Consider the following 25,593-nt stretch of genomic DNA (forward strand, 5'->3'; position numbering starts at 1 on the left):
ATGAGGACCCAGAGAGCGGACATCCGGCGAGCGCCCCGGCGGCGCAGGCTCGGACTGGCACTGGTCGGGCTGATGGCGCTGCTGGTCGCCCAGCTCGGGCTGGTGCCCACAGCGGGGGCGGCGACCGTCGAGGTGGGACCGGTCGACCCGGCGACGGGCTTCCCGACCTGGGTCACGGCCGGGAGCGACCGGCTCGACCTCTGCCTCGACGGCCCGAACTGCCTCGGCGCCCGGGCCGACCTCGTCGCCCCGGACGGCGAGGCGTTCTGGTTCCAGGCGGGCGCCACCCTCACCGGCGCGGTGGACGGGATCGTGGAGATGGCCACCGAGGCCGCCTTCGCCGGCGACGGCCCGGGCCAGGAGATCGGCTTCAACCGGATCCGGATCCGGCTGACGGTGCCCGAGGCAGGCCGCTACCGCGTCGACTACCCCTACGGCTCGAAGACCTACACGGTCACGCCCGACGCCCAGGGGGTGCTCCGGATCAACGACACCCAGGACGTCGGCTGCCTCACGCCTGCGTGCGGCGACTTCGCCGAGCTGGCCGACTCCGGCGACGGTGGCGTGGGCGACGCCTACCTGCGCTGGGACCCCGCCGTCGCGCCGGCGGCGCCCGTCGGCTTCCTCGGCGACGCGGTCACCGCGCACCGGGTCGTCGGCAGCCCGCTGGGCCGCAACCACGTCTCCGTCGTGCAGCTGACCGACGAGCCCGACGGCACCGTGGTCGAGACCGAGGTGGCGCGCACCGACCTGTTCTCCGTCCAGGGCAAGGTCGCCCGCCCGCGCGTGATGGCGTCCCCCGTCGCGGGCTCGTACGCCGCCGGGTTCGACGCCACGCTCACCGGGACCGAGCCGGGCGGGGAGATCTGGTACACCACGGACGGCACCCAGCCCGCCACGGCCACCGGCGAGATCAGCCCGACCGCGTCGGTGTACGCGGGTCCGGTCCCCGTGGCCGACGACCTCACGATCACCGCCGTCAACGCGGTCGCGGGGCTCGCGGTGACCGACCCCGTCACCGGGGCGCCCGCCGGGGCCACCGAGATCGCCTACGTGGTCGACACCGTTGCCCCGAGCCTCAGCGCGACGCCGTCCAGCGGCACCTACTCCTCGGCCCAGCTGGTGACCCTCACCGCCACCGACGACAAGGCGGGCTCGCCGCGGATCTTCTACACGATGGCGAACGTGCCCCCGGGCGGCGCGGACCCGGCCGACCCGACCGACGCCAGCACGCGCTACACCGGCCGGATCCCGGTCAACGGCAACCTCGACGAGGCCACCACCGTCATCAAGGCGATCGCCTACGACGACGCCGGCAATGCCTCCGAGGTGGTGCGGCGCGAGTTCACGATCGACGCCCCCGACGTGAAGGCCAGCCCGCACGGCGGCTCCTTCGGAGCGGCCGTCGACGTCGAGCTGACCGCCACCGACCCCGCCGCGCGGATCTTCTACTCCCTCGACGGGGTGGACCCCGAGATCGTGCAGGATCCCGTGACCATGGAGGTGACCGGCGTCGCGCACGGCGTCGAGTACACCAACGACCCGATCCACCTGACCGACCTCACGACCCTGAAGTTCCTGGCCGCGAGCACCGCCGGGCAGTCCACGGTGATGACCGAGACCTACAACATCGACATCCCGGCGAACCGCCACGGTGACAACCTCGACGCCGTCGGTCCGGTGGACACCGCCAACGGCTACCCGTTCTGGTTCGGTGACGCGGGCACCTCCAGCGGCTCCGGGCCGGGCGAGCCCGGGGTCCGCCTCGAGCTGTGCCTGCAGGACCCGCTGTGCCCCGTCGTCGGCGACCTGCCCGACCCGAGCCGGCCGCTGTCGTTCCCGGACAACTTCCCCGACGAGAGCTTCTGGTGGTCCGGTGAGGCAGCCATGGACCTGCCCGGCGGCGGCTCGGCGCTGCTCGTGCTCGCCCAGGAGGCGGCCTTCGCCGCCGACGTCGTGCCCGGCGGGCAGATCGCCTTCTCCCGCCTGCGCATCCGGCTCGACGACGTCACCCCCGGCGCCGAGTACACGGTCACCACGCCCTACGGCGTCGACGTGGTCCAGGCCGACGACCGCGGCCGGGCGCGGATGACCGAGGACGTCGGGTGCCTGACGACGCCGTGCACCAGCTTCGACGCGGCGCTCGACGGTCGCGTCGGGCCGTTCCTCCGGTGGGACCCCGACGTCGCCCCGGCCGCGCCGGAGGGCTACGTCGGCAACCCCCTGGTCGAGCACCAGGTCATCGGCAGCCCGCGAGGCACGAACTACTTCCGGGTCGAGGGTCCGGGGGTCGGCAGCGCCGAGACCGACATGTTCGCCGTCCAGGGCAGGCTGGCGCGGCTGCGCGCCACGGCCTCGCCCGGCGGCGGTCGCTACGGCACCGCGCAGGACGTCCGCCTCACGCCGTCCTTCCCGGGCGAGGCGAAGGTGGTGTGGACGACGGACGGCACGGTCCCGCAGGTCGACGCCGACGGCGACCCGCTCCCCGGCACCGAGGAGTCCGAGGTCGTCCACGTGGAGGAGGGCCTGACGACCCTGACCTACATGGCGGTCGACCTCGACGACCCGAGCACCACCTCCGAGGTCTACACCGAGGAGTACCGGATCGAGGGCGCGCTGCCGACGGTGTCGGCCAGCCCGGACCCGACCGGCACCACGTTCGAGGGTGTGCAGCAGGTGACCCTCACCAGCACCGTGCCCGACATCTTCTACACCACCGACAACACCGTCCCGGCCGTCGACGGCACGGGCGCGCCGACCGGCTCCACCCGCGCCTACACGGGACCGCTCACGGTGGGCCGCCCGACCACGATCCGTGCCCTCGCGGTGAGCGGCCTCGGGACCCCCGGCCCGGTGGCGGCGTTCGCCTACGACATCAAGAACCTGCGCGCCGTGGGCCCGGTGTCCGCCGCCAACGGCTACCCGGGCTGGTACCAGGACCTCGGCTCGGCCACGCTCCAGCCGGCCAAGCTCGAGCTGTGCCTCGACGACCCGCTGTGCCCGATCGTCGGCGACCTGCCCGACCCGGGCGCGCCGCTGGCCTTCCCCGGCAACTTCCCCGACGAGTCGTTCTGGTGGGCCGGGGACGCCTCGTTCGACGCCGGTGCCACGCGCGCCCGGCTGGTCCTCGGCGCCGAGGCGGCATTCGCCGGCGGGACCCCGAAGGCCAACGACCAGATCGCGTTCGCGCGGATCCGCGTGCGGGCCGACAACCTGGTGCCCGGAGCGACGTACCGGGTGACCCACCCGTACGGCGTCGTCGACCTCGAGGCCGACGAGGCCGGGTCGATCTTCATGACCGACGACACCGGGTGCCTCAGCGCACCCTGCGACTTCGGGCAGCTGCTCCGGGGGCCGGTGGGGCCGTTCCTCCGCTGGGACGCGGGCGCCCCGGTGGGCTACGTCGGCGACGGCACCACGCCCCACGCCGTCGTCGGCAGCCCGTACGGCACGAACGTGTTCCGGATGGAGCGGACCACCACCGGCGCCGGCGTCCCGCTCGACGCCCCGGTGACGCTGGGGGAGACCGACCAGTTCGTGGTCCAGGGCAAGCTGGCCGAGCTGAGGGTGACGGCGACGCCGAAGGGCGGCACCTTCACCAGCGCCCGACAGGTCACGCTCGGCGTCAACGAGGCGACGGCCGAGATCCGCTACACCACCGACGGGACGGACCCGACGGCGAGCAGCACGCTCTACACCGGCCCGGTCACCATCGGTGCGGAGGGGACCACCCAGCTGAGGTTCCGGGCGTTCGGGGCCGACGGCAGCACGTCCGCGATCGGCAGCGAGACCTACCTGATCGACACCATCGCCCCGACGGTGTCCGCGAGCCCGCCGGGCGGGACGTTCCCGGCGGCGCAGCAGGTGACGCTCGGCACCGACGACCCCACGGCCCAGGTCCGCTACACGACCAACGGGTCGACGCCGACCGCCACGAGCAGCCTGTACACGGGGCCGGTCACGGTCAGCCAGACCCTCACCCTGAGGGCCGTCGCCATCGACCCCGCGGGCAACGTCAGCCCGGTCGGGTCGTGGGCGTTCACCATCGGCCTGCCGGCGTCCAGCACCACCCTCGGCACGCCGTCGCCCTCGACGGTCACGCTCGGGCAGTCCACGACGCTCACGGGCAGGCTGACGAGCGGCGGCGCCGGGATCGCGGGCGCAGCGGTGGTGCTGCAGTCCCAGGCCGTCGGCCAGACGACCTGGCAGGCGACCGGGCTGACCGCGGTGACCGACGCGACGGGCAGGTACGCCTTCGCGGCCGTCGCGCCCACCGCGACGACGCGCTACCGGGTGGCGTACGCCGGCGGGCCCACCGCCCAGGGCTCGACCAGCACCGCGCAGACGGTCGGGGTGCGCGCGGTCGTGACGATCAACCCGCTGCCGTCCGTCGGCAGGGGCCGCAACCTGACGGTCTCGGGCACGCTCAGCCCGGCGCACCAGGGCAGTCGCGTCACGATCACCTTCACGCTGGCCGGGCAGCGGTCGCCGAGGGCGGTCACCGCCACCGTCGCCGCGAACGGGACGTGGTCGGTGGCGACGAAGGCCCCGGGGACGGTCGGCACCTGGACGGTCACCGCCAGCTGGGGAGGGGACGCCGACCACCTCGCCGCCAGCGGGACCAGGTCGCTCGTCGTGACCCGCTGAGCCCACCTCCGACGACGAACGCCCCCGGCCGTGCGGCCGGGGGCGTTCGTCGTACGTCGGTGTCGGGGTCAGCCGGTCACTTCCAGCGCTCCTCGGCGGCCGTGAACGTGAGCTGGCGGTCGCCGGTGTAGATCTGCTTCGGGCGGGCGATCTTCTGGTCCTTGTCCTGCACCAGCTCCGACCACTGCGCCAGCCAGCCCGGCGTACGGCCGATGGCGAACAGCACGGTGAACATCTCCGGCGGGAACTGGAAGGCCTCGTAGATCAGGCCCGAGTAGAAGTCCACGTTGGGGTAGAGCTTGCGCTGGACGAAGTACTCGTCCTCGAGCGCGATCTTCTCCAGCTCCTTGGCGATCTCGAGCAGCGGGTTGACCCCGGTGACCTCGAAGACGTCGTCGCAGGCCTTCTTGATGATCGTGGCGCGCGGGTCGAAGTTCTTGTAGACCCGGTGGCCGAAGCCCATCAGGCGCTCGTTGCCGTTCTTCACGCCCTCGATGAAGGCGGGGATGTTCTCCTTCGAGCCGATCCGGCGCAGCATCCGCAGCACGGCCTCGTTGGCGCCGCCGTGCAGCGGGCCGTAGAGGGCGCCGACGCCGGCCGCGACGGCCGAGTACGGGTCGACCTGCGAGGAGCCGACGGAGCGGACCGCGTTGGTCGAGCAGTTCTGCTCGTGGTCGGCGTGCAGGATGAAGAGCACGTCGAGGGCCTTGACCAGGCGCGGGTCGGCCTCGAACTTCGACTCGCTCATCTTGAAGAGCATCGAGAGGAAGTTCGCGGTGTAGCCGAGGTCGTTGTCGGGGTAGACGAACGGCTTGCCCTGCGCGTGGCGGAACGCCCAGGCGCCGAGCGTCGGCATCTTGGCGATCATCCGGACCATCTGGATGTGGCGGTTGTCCGCGTCGCTGATGTTGCGGGCGTCGGGGTAGAACGTCGACAGGGCGCCGACCGAGGCCATCAGCATGCCCATCGGGTGGGCGTCGTAGCGGAAGCCGTGCATGAACGACTTCACGTTCTCGTGCACGAAGGTGTGGTAGGTGATCTCGTGCACCCACGTGTCGTACTGCTCCTTGGTGGGCAGCTCGCCGTGGATGAGGAGGTAGGCCACCTCGAGGAAGTTCGACTTCTCCGCCAGCTGCTCGATCGGGTAGCCGCGGTACTCGAGGATGCCCTTGTCACCGTCGATGAAGGTGACGGCCGAGCGGCACGAGGCGGTGTTGACGAAGCCGGGGTCGTAGGTGGCGAGGCCGGGCTCGCCGTCGGTGAGGCGGATCTGCCCCAGGTCCTTCGCGGCGATCGTGTTGTCGGTGATCGCGATGTCGTACGTCTGACCGGTCCGGTTGTCGGTGACAGTCAGGGAATCCTTGGCCGCAACGTCGGTCACGTCGGCTCCTGTTCATACGTCTTTGTACGTCTTGTGGGTGTCCGCCCAACTTAGACCGGGCCCCGCCACCACCGCGAATCAGGTGTCCAGCACCCGGTGCGCGCTGGGGCGCGGGTCACGTCGCGCGACCGGCCACCCGGTTGGCGACGCGGGCGACGCGGCTGGTGCGGCCGAGGCCGCCGTCCTCGCGGCGGTCGGCGGCGCGGAAGAGCCGGTAGAGGGCGTGCACCCCGGCCCACCGCAGCGGCTCCGGCTCCCACCTCCGCACCCGGTGCCCGGTCCAGGGCAGGTGGACCAGATCGGTGTCGCGGCCGAGCACGAGGTCGCGCAGCGTCCGACCTGCCAGGTTGGTCGCGGTGAGCCCCGAGCCGACGTAGCCGCCCGCGTGGCCCAGGCCCGTCACCGGGTCGTAGGACACGCTCGCGCTCCAGTCGCGCGGCACGCCGAGGACGCCGCACCACGCGTGGTCGAGGCCGATCCCGGCCAGCGTCGGGAACAGGGAGGTGAGGGTCGTGCGCAGCGACTCCACGGTCCAGTCCTGGGTGCGCCCGTCGACGTCGGTGCGCGAGCCGAAGCGGTACGGCACGCCGCGTCCGCCGAGGGCGATGCGCCCGTCGGCGGTGCGCTGGGCGTAGCAGTAGGCGTGCGCCTCGTCGCCGAGCAGCTCCTCGCCGGCCCAGCCGATCGCGTCCCACTGCGCGTCGGTCAGCGGCTCGGTGACCACGATCGCGGAGTTCATCGGCAGCCAGTCGCGGCGGTGGCCGGCGAGCCCGCCGTGAAGCCCTCGAGGCAGCGCAGCACCACGGGCGCCCGCACGGTGCCGCGCTGGGTGACCGCCGCGCCCGGCTCCACCGACCGCACCCGGGTGCCCTCGTGGACGCGTACGCCCTGCGCGCGCACCAGGTCGGCCACGCCGGCCACCAGCCTCGCCGGCTGGACCCGGGCGCAGTCGGGGTCCAGGTGGCCGGACACGGCGCCGGCGACGCGGATCCGCGCGGCGACCTGCTCGGCGTCGAGCTCGCCGCGCAGCCGCTCGGCCTGGGCCGCCGAGCGGGCCACGTGCAGCACGCCGTGGCGCACCACGTCGGCGTCGATGCCCGCCCGCGTGGTGACACCGATGACCTCGTCGACCGTGGCGCGCACGGCGGCCCGCATCCGGGCGAGACCTTCCTCGCCGCCCGCGCGGGCGTACGCGCGAGGGCTCCCGGGCAGCTCGCTCGACAGCCAGCCGCCGTTGCGGCCCGAGGCCCCGAAGCCGGCGAACTCGGCCTCGAGCACCCGGACGTCGAGCGAGGGGTCCGCCTCGCGCAGGTAGTGTGCGGTCCACAGCCCGGTGAGCCCGCCGCCCACGATCGCGACGTCGCACGTCACGTCGCCGTCGAGCCGGTCGGAGGGGGTGGGCAGCCCGACCTGCTGCCACCAGAAGGACACGCCGCCGTTGCGCACGGCCCCATCATGGCCCCGCCGCGTTTTGACCCCCTTGCCCGGCGCGCCGTAACCTTGCTGGTCGCGACTCCTGCCGCGTCCGCTCCCTCGGGGGCGGGGCGCAGATCCGGACGTCATCCCCCGTCTCCCACGCGGAGCGGGGGAGCGATCCGGGCCGTGTTCGTCAGAAGCCGCACGCCTCCGCTCCGGGGGCACCCAGCCGGTCCCCGTCCGGGGGCCGGGACCCACGAACCAGAACGGGATACCGCCGTGCGCACGTACAGCCCCAAGCCCGCTGACATCCAGCGCGAGTGGCTCGTCATCGACGCCACCGACGTGGTCCTCGGACGCCTCGCCGTCCAGACCGCCAACCTCCTCCGCGGCAAGCACAAGCCGACCTTCGCCCCCCACATGGACATGGGCGACTTCGTGATCATCGTCAACGCCTCGAAGGTGTCGCTGTCGGGGACCAAGAAGACCACCAAGATGGCCTACCGCCACTCCGGCTACCCGGGCGGCCTCTCGGCCACCCCGTTCGGCGAGCTCCTCGAGAAGGACCCGCGCAAGGCCATCGAGAACGCGGTGTGGGGCATGCTCCCCAAGAACAAGCTGGGTCGCCAGATGCTGAAGAAGCTGAAGGTCTACGGAGGCCCCGACCACCCGCACCTGGCCCAGCAGGCCACCCCGTTCGAGATCTCGCAGATCTCCCAGTGACTGAGGACTCACAGATGACTGAGAACACCACCGAGGTCGAGGAGACCTTCGAGACCGACTCCGAGGGCGTGGCCTACACCTCCGAGAGCTCGGCGTCCGCCGACACCCCCGCCCGCCCGGCCACCATCGCGCCCGCCGGCGCGACCGGCCGCCGCAAGGAGGCCGTCGCCCGCGTCCGGATCGTCCCGGGCACCGGCGAGTGGCGCATCAACGGCCGCACGATGGACAGCTACTTCCCGAACAAGCTGCACCAGCAGATCGCGAACGAGCCGTTCGTCGAGCTCCAGCTCGAGGGCCGCTTCGACGTCATCGCCCGCATCCACGGTGGCGGCATCGCCGGCCAGGCCGGCGCGCTGCGCCTCGGCGTGGCCCGCGCGCTCAACGCCGTCGACGTCGAGGCCAACCGCCCGGCGCTGAAGAAGGCCGGTCTGCTGACCCGCGACGCCCGCGTCGTGGAGCGCAAGAAGGCCGGTCTCAAGAAGGCCCGCAAGGCCTCGCAGTTCAGCAAGCGCTGACCCGCAGCAGCACCGCACGAGGCCCGCACCGTCGACGACGGTGCGGGCCTCGTCGCACGTCCGGCCTCGGTTCCGCGACGGGGCCGCCCGGGACGTAGGCTCCCGGGCCATGACACGACTCTTCGGAACGGACGGCGTCCGGGGCCTGGCCAACGCCGACCTCACGGCCGAGCTCGCCCTCGAGCTCTCCGTCTGCGCCGCCCACGTGCTCGCCGACCGCGGTGAGTTCGCCGGCCACCGCCCGCTGGCCGTGGTGGGCCGCGACACCCGCATCTCCGGGCAGTTCCTCGAGGCCGCCGTCGTGGCCGGGCTGGCCTCCGCCGGGGTCGACGTGCTCCTGCTCGGCGTGCTGCCGACGCCCGGTGTGGCGTACATGACCGACCGGCTCGGCGCCGACCTCGGCGTGATGCTCTCGGCGTCGCACAACCCGATGCCCGACAACGGCATCAAGTTCCTCGCGCGCGGTGGCCACAAGCTCGACGACGCCATCGAGATCGCCATCGAGAAGCGGATGCACGAGCCCTGGACGCGCCCCCGCGGCGGCGACGTCGGCCGGGTGACCGTCTACGACACGGCCGTCGAGGAGTACGCCGCCCACCTCGAGAGCACGATCACCCACCCGCTCGTCGGGCTGAAGGTCGTCCTCGACTGCGCCGAGGGTGCGGCGCACGCCGCGGGCCCGCGCGCCCTCGAGGACGCCGGCGCGACCGTCATCGCGATCCACGCCGACCCCGACGGGCTCAACATCAACGACGACTGCGGGTCGACCCACCTCGCGTCCCTGCAGGCCGCGGTGCGCGAGCACGGCGCCCACGCCGGGTTCGCGCTCGACGGCGACGCCGACCGCTGCCTGGCCGTGGACGCCGACGGTGCCGTCGTCGACGGCGACCAGATCCTCGCCATCCTCGCCCTGTCGCTGCAGGAGCAGGGACGCCTCGCCAAGGACACCGTCGTCGCCACCGTGATGAGCAACCTCGGCTTCGTCCAGGCGCTGCGCGCCAACGGCGTCGGCGTGCGCCAGACCAAGGTCGGCGACCGCTACGTCCTCGAGGCGATGAAGGTGTCGGGCTACAACCTCGGCGGCGAGCAGTCCGGCCACGTGATCCTCAGCGACCACGCCACCACCGGCGACGGCATCCTCACCACGCTCCACGTCATGGAGCGGATGGCGACCACCGGTCGGTCGCTGGCCGACCTCGCGTCGGTCATGACCCGCCTGCCGCAGGTGCTGCTCAACGTCTCCGGCGTCGACAAGACGCGGGCCGACGAGGACGCCGTGCTGGCCGCCGCGATCGCCGAGGAGGAGGCCGCGCTCGGGGACCGGGGCCGGATCCTGCTCCGCCCGTCCGGCACCGAGCCGATCGTCCGGGTCATGGTGGAGGCGCCGTCCCACGACGAGGCGCACGGCGTGGCGTCGCGCCTCGCCGAGGTCGTGCAGCGACAGCTCGCGCTGTCGTGACGCACGACCCGCGCCCCGGCACCGAGGACGGAGGCGCGCCCGCCGTCCCCGGCTGGCTCTCGGTGCGCGACGTCGTCCTGGCGGTCGGCATCGGGCTGGTGCTGGCTGCGGCGCTGCTCGCGCTGACGCCCGGGTCGCTCGCCCACGTCCTCGGTGGCACCGACCGGCGCCAGACGACCGTCACGGAGGTCACCGAGGGCTTCGTCACCGACGACCGCGACCGTCCCGTGACGACGTACGACCTGCGCTGGACCGACGGCGAGGACGCCCGGACGGCGACGCTGCGACGCTCCGGTGCCCCCGAGCGCGCCGTCGGTGACACGTGGACGCTGTGGGTCTCTCCCGACGGCTCGTCGGTCGAGACCAGCTCGCCGCTCGCCACCGGGCTCGGCCTGGCGGTCGGGATGCCGGTGCTCGTGCTGCTCGTGGCCCTCGTCGTGCGCTGGCGTGGGCGGGTCGTGGCGCGCTCGGCGGTGCGCGAGGCCGAGCGGATCGAGAAGGCGCAGGCCCGGCGGCGACGGCCCACCGAGGGTATCTAGGGACGTTCTGGTGGGCCCGACGGCCGATCTCCCACCCATTTCGTCCTCAGGTATCCCGGTGCGGGCCACGGTCGGGCGCGACTACGGTCGCTGCGTGGTCGACATCGAGCAGCTCAACCCGCGCAACGAGGCGGCGCTCCGCGCGTGGTGGGAGGTCGGGCGGGCGGCCGCCGCCGACCGGCCCGGGAACCCGTGGCCGGCCTGGGAGCAGAGCCGGGTCGCCCTGCCGGCGGACAACCCCGAGGGCGGCATCACCGTTCTCGCCGCGATCGACGACCGCGAGATGGTCGGCGCCGGCCTGCTGGTCCGGCCGCTGCGGGACAACCTCCACACCGCGTCGGTCAGCGTGTACGTCCGGCCCGACCGCACCCGGGAGGGGACCGGGCGGCGGCTGGCGCAGGAGATGGAGGTCGTCGCCGCGGGGGACGGCCGCACGACGCTCCACGCCGAGGTGTTCGTCGCACCCGGGACCTCCGGCACCCCGCCCGAGGCGTTCGCGGCCGCCCTGGGCTACGAGGTGGCGAGCCGCGAGGCGTTCCGCGAGCTCGAGATGGCCGGCTACGTCGCCCGCCGCGACCGGCTCCGCGCGCAGGCGGCCGACGCCGCGGCCTACCGGGTCGTCACCTTCGACACGGTCTGCCCCGACGAGCACGTCGTGTCGTTCGGCCGGTTGCTGGGCATGCTGCTCGACGAGATCCCGCTCGGCGAGCTCGACCTCAGCGCGTCCGAGTGGACCCCCGAACGGATCCGGGCCGCCGAGCAGCGCCAGGTCGGCATCGGCCGCCACGTCCTGACCGCGCTGGCGATCGCCCCGGACGGCTCCGTCGCGGGCTCGTCGGACGTACGGGTCAACGACACCGACACCACGCACGGGCAGGTCGGGATCACGCTGGTCGACCCGACCCACCGCGGCCACCGGCTCGGCCTGGCGCTCAAGCTGGCCACGCACGACCTCGCGCTGGCGACGTACCCCGGACTGCGCGCGGTCGACACCTCCAACGCCGAGGTCAACACGCACATGCAGGCCGTCAACGACGCGCTGGGCTACCGCACCATCGAGACGCTGCTGGAGCTGCAGAAGCGGCTGTGATCAGCGGGCGTCGGTGGCCGCGTCGTAGCTCTCGCGGGACCCGAGGATCTGCGTGAGGTGGGTCTCGGCCCAGTCGGTGAGGGTCGCGAGGGGCGCGGTGAGGGAGCGGCCGAGGTCGGTGAGCTCGTAGTCGACGCGCGGCGGGACCTGCGCGTGGACGGTGCGGGTCAGCAGGCCGTCACGCTCCATCGCGCGCAGCGTCTGGGTCAGCACCTTGGGCGCCACGCCGCCGATGCGCGCCCGGAGCCGGGTGAAGCGCAGCGGGCCGCCCTCGAGCGCGCCGATGACCAGCACCGTCCACTTGTCGCCGATGCGGTCGAGCACGACCCGGGTCGGGCACTCGGGGTCGAAGGCGTCACCGCGGTCCATGGTTACCACGAGGTACTGATATCACGTTGAAGTGCTTGGTCACCAATGGTTACCGTCGGTGGTCCACCCACTCACGAAGGACACGCACATGAAGATCGCCCTGTTCGGCGCCACCGGCATGGTCGGCTCCCGCATCGCCTCCGAAGCCACCTCCCGCGGGCACGAGGTCACCTCGCTGAGCCGCTCGGGCGGTGCCGACATGGGGTCCGCCGACGCCGTGCGGGCGGCCGCGGCCGACCACGACGTCGTGGTCTCGGCGACCGGACCGAGCCGGACGGGGGAGTCGCACGAGCCGTGGCTCGCGTCGGTCTCCACCCTCGTCGACCACGTCGGCGACACCCGCGTGCTCTTCGTGGGCGGTGCCGGGTCGCTGCTCACGCCCGACGGCACCCGCCTGCTCGACACCGACGGCTTCCCCGAGGAGTACAAGGCCGAGGCCACCTCCGGCGCCGCCGCCCTCGAGATCTTCCGCGCGGCACCGGAGTCGGTCGACTGGACCTTCCTGAGCCCCGCGCCGGTCATCGCGCCCGGCGAGCGCACCGGCTCGGTCGTCACCTCGCTCGACACCCCGGCCGGCGACTTCGTGAGCGCCGAGGACTACGCCGTCGCGCTCGTCGACGAGATCGAGCAGCCGCAGCACCGCCGCCAGCGGTTCACCGTCGCGTCCGCCTGAGGGCTGCGGGCGCCCTGCGCGGACGTCATGGCGGGTGGTTGTCGGGGCGACCGCCGGCCCTGACGTCGTACGCGGGTGCCTACGGACGTCATGGGCGGTGGTTGTCGGGGCGACCGCCGGCCCTGACGTCGTACGCCGGAGGCGCGCCGGACGCCTCGCGGCGCCGGACCTCCGGACGTCCACAGCCGGGTCTCGGCGGCCGTCATCCACAGGGCTGCGTCCGGGGCGGCGGGGGTCGTCGTAGGTGTCGCGGAGCCTCGTGGACATGGACGAACGACGCAGGCACAGCAGGGACGACCGCGACCGCATCCTGGGGCGGATCGCCGCCACCGCCGCGAGGCAGGGCGGGGTGGTGTCGCGGTCGCAGGCCTACGCCGCGGGCCTGACCAGGGGGGAGGTCCGGGCCCAGCTGCGGGCCCGGCGGTGGCAGCGGGTGTGGTCGAGGTCCCTGTGCCTGCCCACCGGGGCGGTCTCGGAGACGGGCCTGCAGTGGGCGGCGGTGTTCGAGGGCGGGGACCACGCGATGCTCGACGGCGAGTCGTCGCTGGTCGCGTCCGGCCTTACCGGCTACGAGACCAGCGTGCACCGCGTCTCCGTGCCGCGGGGGGTAACGCCGCTGCGCGGCGCCGGGCTGGACGTCAGACGCACCCGGCGGTGGTCGGCTGACGACCGCACGACGTCCGGTGTCCCTCGCACCCGCGTCCCGGTCGCCGCGGTGCGCGCGGCGATGTGGGCGCGGACCGACAAGCAGGCCGCGCTGCTCCTGACGATGCCCGTCCAGCAGGGCCTGACGACGGCCGAGTACCTGGGGCGCGCGCTCTTGGCGGTGAGACGCGACCGGCGCCGCGAGCTGATGCACGCGGTCGTCAACGACCTGCTCGGCGGGGTCCGGTCACTCGGCGAGCTCGACGTCGCCCGCGAGTGTCGTCGCCGCGGCCTGCCGGAGCCCGATCGGCAGGTCGTCCGGCGCGGCCGGGACGGTCGCTACTACCTCGACGTGTGCTGGGACGCGTTCCACCTGGTGGTCGAGGTCGACGGCATCCACCACTCGTGGGCGACGTCGGTCGTCCCGGACGCGCTGCGCCAGAACGAGGTCGTGCTCGGGGGCTCGCGGGTGCTGCGCCTGCCGCTGCTGGGGCTGCGGGTCGCCGCCGACGACTTCTTCGACCAGGTCGGGCGTGGCCTGCGCTCGGGCGGATGGCAGGAGGCCGCCTGATGACGTCAGGGCGGCGGGCGCCCTCAGAGCTTGCGCAGCCGCACGTAGCGCACGGAGTGGTCGGCGTCCTTGCGCAGCACGAGGTTCGCGCGCGAGCGGGTCGGCGCGACGTTCTGCACGAGGTTGGGCTCGTTGATCGAGTCCCAGATCCGGGTCGCCTGGTCGACGGCCTCGTCGTGGGAGAGCACGGCGTACTTGCGGAAGTACGACGCCGGGTCGCGGAAGGCGGTCTCGCGCAGGCGCAGGAACCGGTCGACGTACCACCGCTTGATGTCGGTGAGCGCGGCGTCGACGTAGACGGAGAAGTCGAAGAAGTCGCTCACCGCGAGCCCGGTGCGGCCGTCGTCGCGGACCCGCGCGGGCTGCAGGACGTTGAGGCCCTCGACGATGACGATGTCGGGGCGCTTGACCACGACCTTCTCGTCGGGCAGCACGTCGTAGACGAGGTGGGAGTAGATCGGCGCCTCGACCTCGTCCTTGCCGGACTTGATGTCGATGACGAACTTCAGCAGCGCCTTGCGGTCGTAGGACTCGGGGAAGCCCTTGCGGTGCAGGATCCCGCGCCGCTCGAGCTCGGCGTTGGGGAGCAGGAAGCCGTCGGTGGTGACCAGCGCGACGTTGGGGTGCTCGGGCCAGTGCGCCAGCATCTGCTGCAGCACGCGTGCGGTCGTCGACTTGCCGACCGCGACCGAGCCGGCGAGGCCGATGACGAACGGCGTGCGCGGGGGAGTGACGCGGTGCAGGAACTCCTCCTGCTCGAGGTGCAGCCGGGAGTTCGCGGCGACGTAGAGGCTCAGCAGCCGCGACAGCGGGAGGTAGACCTGCTCGATCTCGCGCAGGTCGAGCTGGTCCCCGAGGCCGCGCAGGCGCAGCACCTCGTCGGGTGTGAGGCTGGTCTCGGCGGTGCCGGCCAGCTCGGCCCAGGCGGCGCGCTCCAGCTCGACGTACGGCGAGGCCTCGCCCCCGTTGGAGGCGCCGTGGGGCGGCGCCGGGGCCTCGGACATGGCCGCGATTCTTGCACCGCCGGGGCGCCCGGCGATGCAGCACCCTGCCGAGCGGCGCCGATAGACTGCGCCACCATGTGCGGAATCGTCGGGTACGTGGGTGGCAAGGCCGCCGAGGGTGTGGTCATCGAGGGGCTCCGGCGCCTGGAGTACCGGGGCTACGACTCCGCGGGGATCGCCCTCGTCGACGGCGGGTCGATCGTCAGCGACAAGCGTGCCGGCAAGCTCGCCAACCTCGAGAAGGCGATCGCCGAGACGCCGCTGCCGCCCGTCACGACCGGCATCGGCCACACCCGCTGGGCCACCCACGGCGCGCCCACCGACCGCAACGCCCACCCGCACGTCGGCCGCGAGCGCCGCGTCGCCGTGGTCCACAACGGCATCATCGAGAACTTCGCGGCGCTCCGGCACCGGCTCGAGTCCGCCGGCACCGAGATGGCCTCCGACACCGACACCGAGGTCGCCGCCCACCTGCTCGAGGAGCAGCTGCGGACCGGCGTCGACCTGACGGTCGCCATGCAGAACGTCTGCCGCGGCCTCGAGGGCGCCTTCACCCTCGTCGCGGTCGACGCGCAGGACCCCGACCGCGTGGTCGCCGCGCGGCGCAACAGCCCCCTCGTCGTCGGCATCGGCGAGGGCGAGAACTTCCTCGGCTCCGACGTCGCCGCGTTCATCGAGCACACCCGCGAGGCGATGGAGCTCGGCCAGGACCAGGTCGTCACCATCACCCGCGACGGTGTCAGCGTCTCCGGCTTCGACGGCACCCCCGCCGAGGGCACCCGCTACCACGTCGACTGGGACCTGTCGGCCGCCGAGAAGGACGGCCACGACTGGTTCATGCGCAAGGAGATCTTCGAGCAGCCGCGCGCGGTCGCCGACTCCCTCCTCGGCCGTCGCGGCGAGGACGGGCTGCTCCAGCTCGACGAGATGCGGCTGTCCGACCAGGACCTGCGCGACATCGACAAGATCATCATCATCGCCGCCGGCACCTCGTTCTACGCCGGCATGGTCGCCAAGTACGCCATCGAGCACTGGTGCCGGATCCCCGTCGAGGTCGAGCTGGCCAGCGAGTTCCGCTACCGCGACCCGATCCTCACCAGCGACACCCTGGTCGTGGCGATCAGCCAGTCCGGCGAGACCGCCGACACGCTGCAGGCGATCCGCCACGCGCGCGTCCAGCGCTCCAAGGTGCTGGCGATCTGCAACACCAACGGCTCCACCATCCCGCGCGAGTCCGACGGCGTGATCTACACCCACGCCGGACCGGAGATCGGGGTCGCGTCGACCAAGGGCTTCCTGACCCAGCTGGTCGCCTGCTACCTCCTCGCGCTCTACCTCGCCCAGGTCAAGGGCACCCGCTACGGCGACGAGATCTCGCAGGTCATGGACCAGCTCGAGCAGATGCCCGGCCACGTCCAGACCGTCCTCGACAAGGCCGACGAGGTCTACGCCCTCGCCCGCGACCACGTCGACAGCCGCTCGGTGCTGTTCCTGGGCCGCCACGCCGGCTACCCGGTGGCGCTCGAGGGGGCGCTCAAGCTCAAGGAGATCGCCTACCTGCACGCCGAGGGCTTCGCCGCCGGCGAGCTGAAGCACGGTCCGATCGCGCTGGTCGAGGAGGGCCTGCCGATCCTGTGCGTCGTCCCGCCCCGCGGCCGCGACCAGCTCCACGACAAGATGCTCAGCGGCATCCAGGAGGTGCGTGCCCGCGGCGCCCGCACCCTGTGCCTGGCCGAGGAGGGCGACACCACCATCGAGCCCTACGCCGACGTGCTGATCACGCTCCCGCAGGTGCCGGTGCTGCTCCAGCCGCTCGTCGCGGTCGTGCCGCTGCAGCTCTTCGCGTGCGAGCTCGCCTCGCAGCTCGGTCACGACGTCGACCAGCCGCGCAACCTCGCCAAGTCCGTCACGGTCGAGTAGGGCGCGGCGCCGTGCCGGTCATCGGAGTCGGGATCGACGTGGTCGACATCGACCGCTTCGTGCAGTCCCTGGAGCGCACGCCCGCGCTGCGGGCGAGGCTGTTCACGCCGGACGAGGCCAGCCGTCCGCCGGCCTCGCTGGCGGCGCGCTTCGCGGCCAAGGAGGCGATGGCCAAGGCCCTCGGCGCCCCCGTCGGCATGGCGTGGCTCGACGCCGAGATCGTGTCGGAGGAGACCGGCCGGCCGCGCTTCGAGATCCGCGGGACCGTGGCGGCCCGGGCCGAGGAGCTCGGGGTGGCCAGCGTCCACGTCTCGCTCTCGCACGACGCCGGCATCGCGTCGGCGGTCGTGGTGCTGGAGGGCTGAGGCGTGCTGCGCGCCCACACCGTCGAGGACGTACGCCGCGCCGAGCGGGTCGCGATGGCCCGGCTGCCGGAGGGGGCGCTGATGCAGCGCGCCGCCGCCGGGCTGGCCGCGGCCGTCGTCGACCTCCTCGGCGGCGCCTACGGGCGCCGGGTGCTGCTGCTGGTCGGTCCGGGCGACAACGGGGGCGACGCGCTGTTCGGCGGCGCCCGGCTGGCGCGCGCGGTGCGTCGGTCGACGCGCTGCTGCTGGCCGACCGCGCGCACGAGGCCGGCCTCGCCGCGCTGCGCCGGGCCGGCGGGCGTGCCGGCCGTGACCTCGACGACCTCCGCGCCGACCCCGACGTGGTCCTCGACGGGATCCTGGGCATCGGCGGCCGCCCCGGGCTGCGCGACGACGCCGCGCGGGTGCTCGAGCGCCTGGCCGGCGTCCCCGTCGTCGCGGTCGACGTGCCGTCGGGGCTCGACGTCGACACGGGGCGGGTCGAGGGTGCCCACGTCGAGGCCGACCTCACCGTCACCTTCGGCACCCACAAGGTCGCCCACCTCGTCGACCCGTCCGCCACTGCCTGCGGGGCGCTCCACCTCGTCGACCTCGGCCTCGACCTGGGGCCGGCCGCCGTCGAGGCGCTCCAGCCCGCCGACGTCCGCGACCTGCTGCCGCGTCCGGGCCCCGACGCCCACAAGTACTCCCGCGGCGTGGTCGGCGTCCGCGCCGGCTCCGCGACCTATCCCGGCGCCGCGCTCCTCGCCGTGGCGGGGGCCAACACCGGGCTCGTCGGGATGGTCCGCTACGTCGGTGCGTCCGCGGTGGCCGACCGGGTCCGCGCCACCCATCCCGAGGTCGTCGGCGACGGCCGCGTCCAGGCCTGGGTGGTCGGTCCGGGCGGCGGTGACGACGCCGAGGGCATGCTCTCCGAGGCGCTCGCCGACGACGTACCGGTCGTGGTCGACGCCGACGCGCTGCGCCACGTCGACGGCCGGCTGCCCGGGTGCGTGCTGACGCCCCACGCCGGTGAGCTGGCCGCGATGACCGGGGCCGACCGCGCAGACGTCGAGGACCGGCCGCTCGCCCACGCGCGGGAGGCGGCCGAGCGGTGGGGGTGCGTCGTGCTGCTCAAGGGCCACCACACGCTCGTGGCCGACCCCGACGGCCGGGTCCGGGCGACCACGACGGGCGTGCCGTGGCTCGCGACCGCGGGCGCCGGCGACGTCCTCGCGGGGCTCGTCGGCGCGCTGCTGGCCGCCGGGCTCGACCCGTACGACGCGGCGTCCGTGGGCTCGTGGCTGCATGGCGCCGCCGCGACCGAGGCAGCGGCAGGAGGCCCGCTCACCGCGAGCCGGGTCGCGGTCCAGATCCCGCAGGTCGTGCGCGCGACCCTGGCGGAACTGGGATGATCGGTGCCATGACCGGTCCCGCGCATCGAGCCGAGATCGTGGTCGACGTGGCGGCGATCCGGCACAACGTGCGGGTCCTGAAGGACCTGGTCTCCGCCGACGGTCCGGTCGCGCTGATGGTGGTCGTCAAGGCCGACGGCTACGGCCACGGCATGGTCGAGTCGGCCGCCGCCGCCCGGGAGGCCGGCGCCGACTGGCTCGGGGTCGCCACCCTCGAGGAGGCGCTCGCCCTGCGCGCCGCGGGCGACCACGGACCGCTGCTGTGCTGGCTGAGCGCACCCGGCGACGACTTCGCCGCCGCGGTCGCCGCGGGGGTCGAGGTCACGGCCTACACCGTCGCCGAGCTCGACGAGGTCGCCGCGGTCGGTGGCGCGCACGGCGAGGACGGCGCGCGGGTCCAGCTCAAGGTCGACACCGGCCTGTCCCGCGGCGGCTCCCCGCGCGCGCAGTGGCGCGACCTGTTCGCCGCGGCCGCCGCCCACGAGCGGGCCGGCCGGATCCGGGTCACCGGGGTCTGGTCCCACCTCGCGGCCAGCGACGAGCCCGCCCACCCGGCCAACGACGCGCAGGAGGCGGCCTTCCGCGAGGCCCTGGCGCTCGCCGCCGACGCCGGGCTCGACCCCGACGTCACCCACCTCGCCAACTCCGCAGCCGCGCTGCTGCGCCCCTCGTCCCACTTCGACCTCGTCCGCTGCGGCATCGCGACCTACGGCCTCGACCCGGCTCCCGGCGTCAGCCCGCGCGTCGGCCTGCGACCGGCGATGACGGTGCGCGCCCGCCTGCTGATGAGCAAGCCGATCGCGGCCGGCGACGGCGTCTCCTACGGCCACACGTGGGTCGCCGACCGCGACACCACGGTCGGCGTGGTGCCCGTCGGCTACGGCGAGGGCATCCCGCGCGCGGCGAGCAACAGCGCGTCGGTCTGGGTCGAGGACTCGCGGCGCCCCGTGCGCGGACGGGTCTGCATGGACCAGCTCGTCGTCGACCTGCACGGCGAGCTCCCACCGCCCGGCACCGAGGTGCTCGTCCTCGGCCCGGGCGACCGGGGCGAGCCGACTGCTCAGGACTGGGCCGAGGCTGCCGACACGATCAGCTATGAGATCGTGACGCGGCTCGGCGGCCGCATGGTGCGCCGCCACGTCGACTCCGACGCCGACCCGGACACGGAAGGGACCGCACCATGAGCGTCAAGGGGCGCATCTTCGGGACCGTCGTCGGTGCGGCCGGTCTGGCCGCCGCCGCCGGGGCCGTCGGCATCGCCCGGCAGAGTCGGGTCATCGGCAACCGCCAGGCGGGCGACGAGGTCGCCCTCGGCGCGCTGCGCAGCGCGCCGCGCGTGGTGGTCACCGACGACGCGGTCGACCTGCACGTGGAGATCGACGAGCCGGCCGACTTCGGCGGGCCCGCCTCGACCGACGACGACCTCACCGTCGTCTTCGTGCACGGCTACTCGCTCAACCTCGACAGCTGGCACTACCAGCGCGCCGCCTACCGCGGGCAGGTGCGCACGGTGTTCTACGACCAGCGCAGCCACGGCCGCTCCGCGCGCTCCCCGGAGGACCACTGCACCATCGAGCAGCTCGGCTCCGACCTGCGCCGGGTCATCGAGGACACCGTGCCGGGGCGCTGCGTCGTCGTCGGCCACTCGATGGGCGGGATGACGGTGATCTCGCTCGCCGAGCAGTTCCCCGAGCTCTTCGGGGAGACCGTGATGGGCGCCGCGCTGGTCTCCACCACGGCCGGCGGGCTCGACCCGGGCCGGATCCTGTTCCCGATGCTGCCGCTCGGCCTCGGCGGGCGCTTCGTCGGCCGGGCCGTGCGCACCCTCGACCGCGGGCACAGGGTCGTCGACCTCGCCCGTACGTGGGGCCACGCCGTGGCCGACGTGTTCACCGACCGCTACGCCTTCGGCGACGACGTCCCGGCGACCCTCGTCGAGTTCGTCTACGGGATGCTCAACTCGACGCCGTTCGCCGTGGTGGCGGACTTCTACCCGGCCTTCGCCTCGCTCGACAAGTTCGACCACCTCGGGGCGCTCGGCACGGTCCCGACCGCGATCATCTGCGGCACCGACGACAAGATCACCTCCGTCGGGCACAGCCGCAAGCTGCACAGCCGGATCCCGGGCTCGAGCCTGCTCGAGTGCGAGGGAGCGGGCCACATGGTGCTCCTCGAGCGGCACCGGGACGTGATCGCCGAGATCGACGACCTGATCGCGCTGGCCGAGAAGGAGGAGCCGCGATGAGCGTCGACGTACGCCGCGTCGGTCCCGAGGCGGCCGCCGAGGTGCTCGCGGTCGTCCGCGACGCGTTCGGTGCGCGCCCGCCGCTCGACCCGCCCGCCGACGCGATGGCCGAGGACCTGGCGTCGGTGGGGCGGATGCTGCGCCGCCGCGGCGGCCTGCTGGCGACGGTCGACGGCGAGCCGGTCGGGTGCGTGGTGCTCGACCCGGGGCCGGACGGCATGGTGCTGCGCCGCTTCGGGGTCGCGCCGGCCGCCCAGGGCAAGGGCGTCGCCACCGCCCTGGTGGACGCTGCCGTCGACGCCTCGCTCGGCCACTCCGCGGTCCGCGTCCTGGCCCGCGAGGAGCTGCCCGACACGGTCGCCTTCTGGGAGGCGCTCGGCTTCGTGGAGACCGGTCGCCGCAGCCCCTACGTCGAGCTCGCGCGGTGGCTCGGGACGTCCTTCGACGCCCCGGAGGCCGAGACCATGCGCGGGCTGGGGGAGCGGCTCGGCCGCACCCTCGTCGCCGGGGACCTGGTCGTGCTGACCGGCGAGCTCGGCGCCGGGAAGACCACCTTCACGCAGGGCCTCGGCGACGGGCTGCAGGTCCGCGGCGGCGTCACGTCGCCGACGTTCGTCATCTCGCGGGTCCACCCCTCGCTGGTCGGCGGACCCGACCTGGTGCACGTCGACGCCTACCGGCTCGGCGGCCTCGACGAGCTCGACGACCTCGACCTCGACACGCCGCTGGAGTCGTCGGTGACCGTCGTGGAGTGGGGCGCGGGCCTCGCCGAGGGCCTCGCCGACTCCCGGCTGGAGGTCCTGATCGAGCGCACGGTGGGGGAGACCGCGTCCGCCGACGATCTCGACCCGCGCCGCGTTTCCCTGCGCTGGGTCGTGGGCCAGTAACCTCGACGCCGTGCTGCTCGCCTTCGACACCGCCACCTCGCTGGTGACCGTCGCGCTCCACGACGGCGACCGGGTGGTGGTGGAGCACTCGTCGACCGTCCCGATGAAGCACGGCGAGCACCTCGCCCCGCTCATCGCCCGCGCGATGGACGACGCCGGCATCGTCCGCCAGGACCTCACCGCGATCGCCGTGGGCGTCGGTCCGGGCCCCTTCACCGGCCTGCGGGTCGGGCTGGTCACCGCCCGTACGCTCGGCTTCGTGCTCGACCTCCCCGTCTACGGCGTGTGCTCGCTCGACGCCGTCGCCGTCGAGGTCGTCGGCACCGGCGCCACCGCCGACAGCTTCCTGGTCGCCACCGACGCGCGGCGCAAGGAGGTCTACCTCGCCTCCTACGACGCCGACGGGCGCCGCCTCGAGGGACCCGTCGTCACCCGTCCCGCCGACGTCGCGACCGACGCGCCGGTCGCCGGCGCCGGACCGGGGCTCTACCCGGACGCGTTCTCGAACCCGCTCGGGGTGACCCGCCCGAGCGCCGCCTGGATGGCGGCGGCTGTCAGCGCCGAGGACGTCGAGCTGCTCGATCCCGAACCCCTCTACCTCCGGCGTCCCGACGCGGTCGCCGGCGCACCCAGAAAGCCCGCCCTTCGAGACGTCTCGTCCCTCGACTCCTCAGGAACCATGTCGTGATCCGACCCGCCACCTTGGCCGACCTGCCCGCCCTCGTCGCGCTCGAGCGCGAGCTCTTCGGCGACGACGCGTGGAGCGAGACGCTCGTGCGCCAGGAGATCGAGGGGCCCGGGCGCCGCTTCGTGGTGACCGACGACCTCGCCGGCTACGCCGTGACCATGAGCGCCGGCGACATCGTCGACCTGCTCCGCATCGGCGTCCGCCCCGACGCGCGGCGCCGCGGCCTGGCGACGCTGCTGCTCGACGAGATGCTCGTCGGCACCGACGACGCGTCCCGGATGCTGCTCGAGGTGAGCGTCGCCAACGCCGAGGCGCTCGGCTTCTACGTCGCGCGCCAGTTCAGCGTGATCGACGTACGACCGCACTACTACCGCGACGGGTCGGAGGCCCTGGTGATGTGCCGGTGGCTGCCCGGTGCGGCCCGCACGAGGACGGCGACCGCCCATGACTGACGAGCCGCTGGTCCTGGGCATCGAGACGTCGTGCGACGAGACGGGTGTCGGCATCGTGCGCGGCCACACCCTGCTGGCCGACACGGTCGCGAGCAGCGTCGAGGAGCACGCCCGGTTCGGTGGCGTCGTCCCCGAGGTCGCCAGCCGCGCGCACCTCGAGGCGATGGTCCCCACGATCGAGCGGGCCGCGGAGACCGCCGGGATCGCGCTGAGCGACATCGACGCCGTCGCCGTCACCAGCGGGCCGGGGCTGGCGGGCGCGCTGCTCGTCGGGGTGGCCAGCGCCAAGGCGCTCGCCCTCGGGCTCGGCAAGCCGATCTACGGCGTCAACCACCTCGCGGCCCACGTCGCGGTCGACCAGCTCGAGCACGGCCCGCTGCCGGAGCCGTGCCTGGCGATGCTGGTCTCCGGCGGCCACTCCAGCCTGCTCGAGGTCACCGACGTCACCGTCGGCGTCGAGCCGATGGGCGCGACGATCGACGACGCGGCGGGGGAGGCCTTCGACAAGGTCGCCCGGCTGCTCGGGCTGCCGTTCCCCGGCGGCCCCCACATCGACAAGGCCGCGCGCAGCGGCAACAGCGTGGCGATCGACTTCCCCCGCGGGCTGACCAGCCGCCGCGACCTCGAGCGGCACCGCTTCGACTTCTCCTTCTCCGGCCTCAAGACGGCCGTCGCGCGCTGGGTGGAGACCCAGCAGCGCGAGGGCGTCTCGATCGACGTCCACGACGTCGCCGCGTCGTTCCAGGAGGCGGTGTGCGACGTGCTGACCCGCAAGGCGATCGACGCGGCGTCGAGCCGCGGCATCGAGGACATCCTCATCGGTGGCGGCGTGGCCGCCAACAGCCGGCTGCGCGCGATGGCCGAGGAGCGCGCGGGCGCCCGGGGCATCCGGGTGCGGGTGCCGCGTCCGGGTCTGTGCACCGACAACGGCGCGATGGTGGCCGCGCTCGGCTCCGAGCTGGTGCTGCGGGGCCGTACGCCGTCGCTGCTCGACCTGCCCGCCGACTCCTCGCAGCCGATCACGACCGTCGTCGCCTGACCGCCGCCCCGCGCGGTCCGGGATGACGAAGGTCCCCGCCCGGGAGCGGGGACCTGCATCACGATCACCCCGACCGCGCATCACCTCGCGGCCGGGGACACCTCAGTCGAGGACGCCCGGGGCGACGTCGTCGTCGCCGAGCCAGTCCTGGTCGTAGACCAGGGCGTCGCGTCCCTGCGCCTTCTCGTCCTCCGAGCGGCGACCGCCGCGCCCGCCCGCCGAGCCGGCGCCGGCGCTCCGGGCGCCGCTGCTGCCGCGACCGCCCGAGCGGGAGCCGGCGGTCGAGCCACCGGCCGCGCCGCGGGAGCCGGCGGTCGAGCCTCCGGCCGCGCCGCGGGAGCCGGCGCTGCCGCGCCCGCCCGCGGACCCGGTGGTCCCGGCCGACCGTGCGGCCGAGGAGGCGCCCGTCGTGCCGGCCGTCCCGGTCGTACGGGAGGCGGACGCGCCGGTCGTCGAGCCGGTGCCGCGGGAGAGGGCGCTGGCGCTGCCGGTCCGGCCGGTCGAGCCGATCGGGCGGGTGGCGGCACCGCCGCTGGCCGCGGTCGGCACCCCGCCGAGCGGACCGCGCCGCCGGCGAGGGCACCCGCGCCGCCTGCTCCGCCGAGGGCGGCGGCCGAGGTCGCGCCGCCCGAGCCGCCGGTCGCGCCGGCCGAGCCCGGAGCCGATCCGGACGGGCCCTGATAGCTGATCCCGTCCTGCGACGACCCGATCACCGACGTGCTCGGCACGTGCGTCGGGACCGTGTGGGTCGTCGTCGGCGTCGTGGTCGGCGTCGTGGTGGGGGTGGTCGTGGGGTGGGTGGTCGGCGTGGTCTCCGGCGGCCGCGGGGGGTGCTTGGTCCCGTGCTCGTTGTCGACCGGCTCCCCGATGACGATGGTGGGGTTGCGCGTGATGCCGGTCTCCCGGCCGCCGTTCCCGTCGGCGCCGCCGCCGGTCACCGGCGGCGCCTGCGTGCCGGGGAGGTACGTGCCGCCCGGGCCGCCGGGGACGGTCGGCGGGGGCTCCGTGGGGTCGGGCTGGCCGTGGATGGCCTGCATCGGCGGGATGGCGCCGAGGAACGCCGCGTCCATCGCCTTGGTGAGGGCGAGGGACTTGGCCTCCTGCTTGTCGTACTGCGACTGCCACGCGCTGCGCTCGTTGTCGCGCGCCTGGGAGGCGTCGGCCTGGGCCTGGAGCTCCTCCTTGCTCGGCGGCATGCCCGTGGTGCTGGCGGGCGGCTGGTAGGCCGCCGGCTTGGTGCCGAGGTCGGCCATCGCGTCACGCGAGTCGCGGGTGTCCGAGATCTGGTCGCCGACCTGGCGCAGCGCCTCGCCGGCGACGCGCAGCTGGTCGGCCTTCGTCGTCATCGACGCCGACGACTTCTCCATGCTCGCGCGCAGGGCGGGGCCGGTCAGGGTCTGCTCGCCGATGCGCAGCTCGGCCTGCTCGGCCGCGCGGTTGAGCGCCTCGGCGAGGACCTGGAGGTCGTCGGCCTTCTTCTTCCAGTCCTGGCCGGCGTTCTTGACGGCGCCCTCGGCGGCCGAGTCGAGGTACTGGTCGAGGTTCAGGCGGTGGGGTCCCTTGGTCATGGC

At 74.0% G+C, this 25,593-nt stretch carries 23 protein-coding genes and 1 pseudogene; 18 read left to right on the forward strand and 6 right to left on the reverse strand.

Annotated features, from left to right (window positions below):
* On the forward strand, positions 1-4,647 hold the full coding sequence (locus LN652_RS17610) for a chitobiase/beta-hexosaminidase C-terminal domain-containing protein (protein ID WP_230441883.1): 4,647 nt from the start codon (positions 1-3) through the stop codon (positions 4,645-4,647).
* Positions 4,648-4,723: 76 nt separating this feature from the next.
* On the opposite strand, the gene LN652_RS17615 is transcribed toward LN652_RS17610, so the two are convergent.
* The 3 genes from LN652_RS17615 to LN652_RS17625 form a co-directional block, all read right to left on the reverse strand.
* Positions 4,724-6,028: a citrate synthase gene (locus LN652_RS17615; protein WP_230441884.1), complete on the reverse strand. Its 1,305-nt coding sequence runs from the start codon at positions 6,026-6,028 to the stop codon at positions 4,724-4,726.
* A gap of 115 nt (positions 6,029-6,143) precedes the next feature.
* Positions 6,144-6,767: an FAD-dependent oxidoreductase gene (locus LN652_RS17620; RefSeq protein WP_230441885.1), complete on the reverse strand. Its 624-nt coding sequence runs from the start codon at positions 6,765-6,767 to the stop codon at positions 6,144-6,146.
* Positions 6,764-7,474, reverse strand: a complete 711-nt coding sequence (locus LN652_RS17625; RefSeq protein ID WP_230441886.1) for an NAD(P)/FAD-dependent oxidoreductase — start codon at positions 7,472-7,474, stop codon at positions 6,764-6,766. Before LN652_RS17625 ends, LN652_RS17620 begins: the two co-directional genes overlap by 4 nt.
* Before the next feature lie 249 nt (positions 7,475-7,723).
* Between LN652_RS17625 and rplM the strand changes: the two genes are divergently transcribed.
* The 5 genes from rplM (at position 7,724) to LN652_RS17650 (ending at position 11,770) form a co-directional block, all read left to right on the forward strand.
* Positions 7,724-8,167 carry a 50S ribosomal protein L13 gene (gene rplM, locus LN652_RS17630; protein WP_056906648.1) on the forward strand — a complete coding sequence of 148 codons (444 nt, stop codon included), beginning with the start codon at positions 7,724-7,726 and terminating at the stop codon, positions 8,165-8,167.
* Positions 8,164-8,682: a 30S ribosomal protein S9 gene (gene rpsI / locus LN652_RS17635; RefSeq protein WP_407941510.1), complete on the forward strand. Its 519-nt coding sequence runs from the start codon at positions 8,164-8,166 to the stop codon at positions 8,680-8,682. Before rplM ends, rpsI begins: the two co-directional genes overlap by 4 nt.
* A 109-nt stretch (positions 8,683-8,791) precedes the next feature.
* Positions 8,792-10,141: a phosphoglucosamine mutase gene (gene glmM, locus LN652_RS17640; protein ID WP_230441888.1), complete on the forward strand. Its 1,350-nt coding sequence runs from the start codon at positions 8,792-8,794 to the stop codon at positions 10,139-10,141.
* Positions 10,138-10,680: a hypothetical protein gene (locus LN652_RS17645; RefSeq protein WP_230441889.1), complete on the forward strand. Its 543-nt coding sequence runs from the start codon at positions 10,138-10,140 to the stop codon at positions 10,678-10,680. The genes glmM and LN652_RS17645 overlap by 4 nt, the downstream gene beginning before the upstream one ends.
* A gap of 94 nt (positions 10,681-10,774) precedes the next feature.
* A complete protein-coding gene (locus LN652_RS17650; RefSeq protein ID WP_230441890.1) occupies positions 10,775-11,770 on the forward strand; it encodes a GNAT family N-acetyltransferase in 996 nt (331 codons plus the stop codon).
* On the opposite strand, the gene LN652_RS17655 is transcribed toward LN652_RS17650, so the two are convergent.
* The gene (locus tag LN652_RS17655) at positions 11,771-12,139 is read right to left on the reverse strand and encodes a winged helix-turn-helix transcriptional regulator (protein ID WP_230441891.1); all 369 of its coding nucleotides are present in this window, start codon (positions 12,137-12,139) and stop codon (positions 11,771-11,773) included.
* An 88-nt stretch (positions 12,140-12,227) separates the two neighbouring features.
* Here LN652_RS17655 and LN652_RS17660 point away from each other — a divergent pair, with 88 nt between their 5' ends.
* Entirely contained in the window at positions 12,228-12,812 is a 585-nt protein-coding gene (locus LN652_RS17660; protein ID WP_230441892.1) for an NAD(P)-dependent oxidoreductase, read from the forward strand.
* A gap of 265 nt (positions 12,813-13,077) precedes the next feature.
* Positions 13,078-14,028, forward strand: a complete 951-nt coding sequence (locus LN652_RS17665) for an endonuclease domain-containing protein (protein ID WP_230441893.1) — start codon at positions 13,078-13,080, stop codon at positions 14,026-14,028.
* A gap of 23 nt (positions 14,029-14,051) precedes the next feature.
* On the opposite strand, the gene coaA is transcribed toward LN652_RS17665, so the two are convergent.
* Positions 14,052-15,032 carry a type I pantothenate kinase gene (gene coaA, locus LN652_RS17670; protein WP_230441894.1) on the reverse strand — a complete coding sequence of 327 codons (981 nt, stop codon included), beginning with the start codon at positions 15,030-15,032 and terminating at the stop codon, positions 14,052-14,054.
* A gap of 75 nt (positions 15,033-15,107) precedes the next feature.
* Between coaA and glmS the strand changes: the two genes are divergently transcribed.
* The 10 genes and pseudogenes from glmS (at position 15,108) to tsaD (ending at position 24,022) form a co-directional block, all read left to right on the forward strand.
* Positions 15,108-16,952 carry a glutamine--fructose-6-phosphate transaminase (isomerizing) gene (gene glmS / locus LN652_RS17675; RefSeq protein ID WP_230441895.1) on the forward strand — a complete coding sequence of 615 codons (1,845 nt, stop codon included), beginning with the start codon at positions 15,108-15,110 and terminating at the stop codon, positions 16,950-16,952.
* Between the two features lie 11 nt (positions 16,953-16,963).
* The gene (locus tag LN652_RS17680) at positions 16,964-17,317 is read left to right on the forward strand and encodes a holo-ACP synthase (RefSeq protein ID WP_230441896.1); all 354 of its coding nucleotides are present in this window, start codon (positions 16,964-16,966) and stop codon (positions 17,315-17,317) included.
* Between the two features lie 81 nt (positions 17,318-17,398).
* Positions 17,399-17,793: pseudogene (locus LN652_RS17685) on the forward strand (NAD(P)H-hydrate epimerase); the annotation flags it as partial.
* A gap of 219 nt (positions 17,794-18,012) precedes the next feature.
* Positions 18,013-18,711 carry an ADP-dependent NAD(P)H-hydrate dehydratase gene (locus LN652_RS17690; protein ID WP_230444767.1) on the forward strand — a complete coding sequence of 233 codons (699 nt, stop codon included), beginning with the start codon at positions 18,013-18,015 and terminating at the stop codon, positions 18,709-18,711.
* Between the two features lie 8 nt (positions 18,712-18,719).
* Complete coding sequence (gene alr / locus LN652_RS17695) at positions 18,720-19,895, forward strand: alanine racemase (protein WP_230441897.1); 1,176 nt, start codon at positions 18,720-18,722, stop codon at positions 19,893-19,895.
* Positions 19,892-20,956, forward strand: a complete 1,065-nt coding sequence (locus LN652_RS17700) for an alpha/beta fold hydrolase (RefSeq protein ID WP_230441898.1) — start codon at positions 19,892-19,894, stop codon at positions 20,954-20,956. Before alr ends, LN652_RS17700 begins: the two co-directional genes overlap by 4 nt.
* Positions 20,953-21,843 (forward strand): tRNA (adenosine(37)-N6)-threonylcarbamoyltransferase complex ATPase subunit type 1 TsaE, encoded by an 891-nt coding sequence (gene tsaE, locus LN652_RS17705; RefSeq protein WP_230441899.1) that lies wholly within the window; start codon positions 20,953-20,955, stop codon positions 21,841-21,843. The genes LN652_RS17700 and tsaE overlap by 4 nt, the downstream gene beginning before the upstream one ends.
* Positions 21,844-21,853: 10 nt before the next feature.
* Positions 21,854-22,531: a tRNA (adenosine(37)-N6)-threonylcarbamoyltransferase complex dimerization subunit type 1 TsaB gene (gene tsaB, locus LN652_RS17710; RefSeq protein ID WP_230441900.1), complete on the forward strand. Its 678-nt coding sequence runs from the start codon at positions 21,854-21,856 to the stop codon at positions 22,529-22,531.
* Positions 22,528-22,983 carry a GNAT family N-acetyltransferase gene (locus LN652_RS17715; RefSeq protein WP_230441901.1) on the forward strand — a complete coding sequence of 152 codons (456 nt, stop codon included), beginning with the start codon at positions 22,528-22,530 and terminating at the stop codon, positions 22,981-22,983. Before tsaB ends, LN652_RS17715 begins: the two co-directional genes overlap by 4 nt.
* A complete protein-coding gene (tsaD, locus tag LN652_RS17720) occupies positions 22,976-24,022 on the forward strand; it encodes a tRNA (adenosine(37)-N6)-threonylcarbamoyltransferase complex transferase subunit TsaD (protein WP_230441902.1) in 1,047 nt (348 codons plus the stop codon). Before LN652_RS17715 ends, tsaD begins: the two co-directional genes overlap by 8 nt.
* Before the next feature lie 80 nt (positions 24,023-24,102).
* Here the strand turns inward: tsaD and LN652_RS17725 are convergent, their stop codons facing one another.
* A complete protein-coding gene (locus LN652_RS17725) occupies positions 24,103-25,590 on the reverse strand; it encodes a hypothetical protein (RefSeq protein WP_230441903.1) in 1,488 nt (495 codons plus the stop codon).
* Positions 25,591-25,593: the final 3 nt, after the last annotated feature.

It is taken from the genome of Nocardioides okcheonensis (assembly GCF_020991065.1).
GTDB classification, from domain to species: Bacteria; Actinomycetota; Actinomycetes; order Propionibacteriales; family Nocardioidaceae; genus Nocardioides; species Nocardioides okcheonensis.

Coding starts and splice junctions, on each gene's coding strand:
- LN652_RS17610 (WP_230441883.1), top strand. CDS start 1: ATGAGGACCCAGAGAGCGGACATCCGGCGAGCGCCCCGGCGGCGCAGG.
- LN652_RS17620 (WP_230441885.1), bottom strand. CDS start 6,767: ATGAACTCCGCGATCGTGGTCACCGAGCCGCTGACCGACGCGCAGTGG.
- glmM (WP_230441888.1), top strand. CDS start 8,792: ATGACACGACTCTTCGGAACGGACGGCGTCCGGGGCCTGGCCAACGCC.
- LN652_RS17655 (WP_230441891.1), bottom strand. CDS start 12,139: ATGGACCGCGGTGACGCCTTCGACCCCGAGTGCCCGACCCGGGTCGTG.
- LN652_RS17660 (WP_230441892.1), top strand. CDS start 12,228: ATGAAGATCGCCCTGTTCGGCGCCACCGGCATGGTCGGCTCCCGCATC.
- LN652_RS17665 (WP_230441893.1), top strand. CDS start 13,078: ATGGACGAACGACGCAGGCACAGCAGGGACGACCGCGACCGCATCCTG.
- coaA (WP_230441894.1), bottom strand. CDS start 15,032: ATGTCCGAGGCCCCGGCGCCGCCCCACGGCGCCTCCAACGGGGGCGAG.
- glmS (WP_230441895.1), top strand. CDS start 15,108: ATGTGCGGAATCGTCGGGTACGTGGGTGGCAAGGCCGCCGAGGGTGTG.
- alr (WP_230441897.1), top strand. CDS start 18,720: ATGACCGGTCCCGCGCATCGAGCCGAGATCGTGGTCGACGTGGCGGCG.
- LN652_RS17700 (WP_230441898.1), top strand. CDS start 19,892: ATGAGCGTCAAGGGGCGCATCTTCGGGACCGTCGTCGGTGCGGCCGGT.
- tsaE (WP_230441899.1), top strand. CDS start 20,953: ATGAGCGTCGACGTACGCCGCGTCGGTCCCGAGGCGGCCGCCGAGGTG.
- tsaD (WP_230441902.1), top strand. CDS start 22,976: ATGACTGACGAGCCGCTGGTCCTGGGCATCGAGACGTCGTGCGACGAG.
- LN652_RS17725 (WP_230441903.1), bottom strand. CDS start 25,590: ATGACCAAGGGACCCCACCGCCTGAACCTCGACCAGTACCTCGACTCG.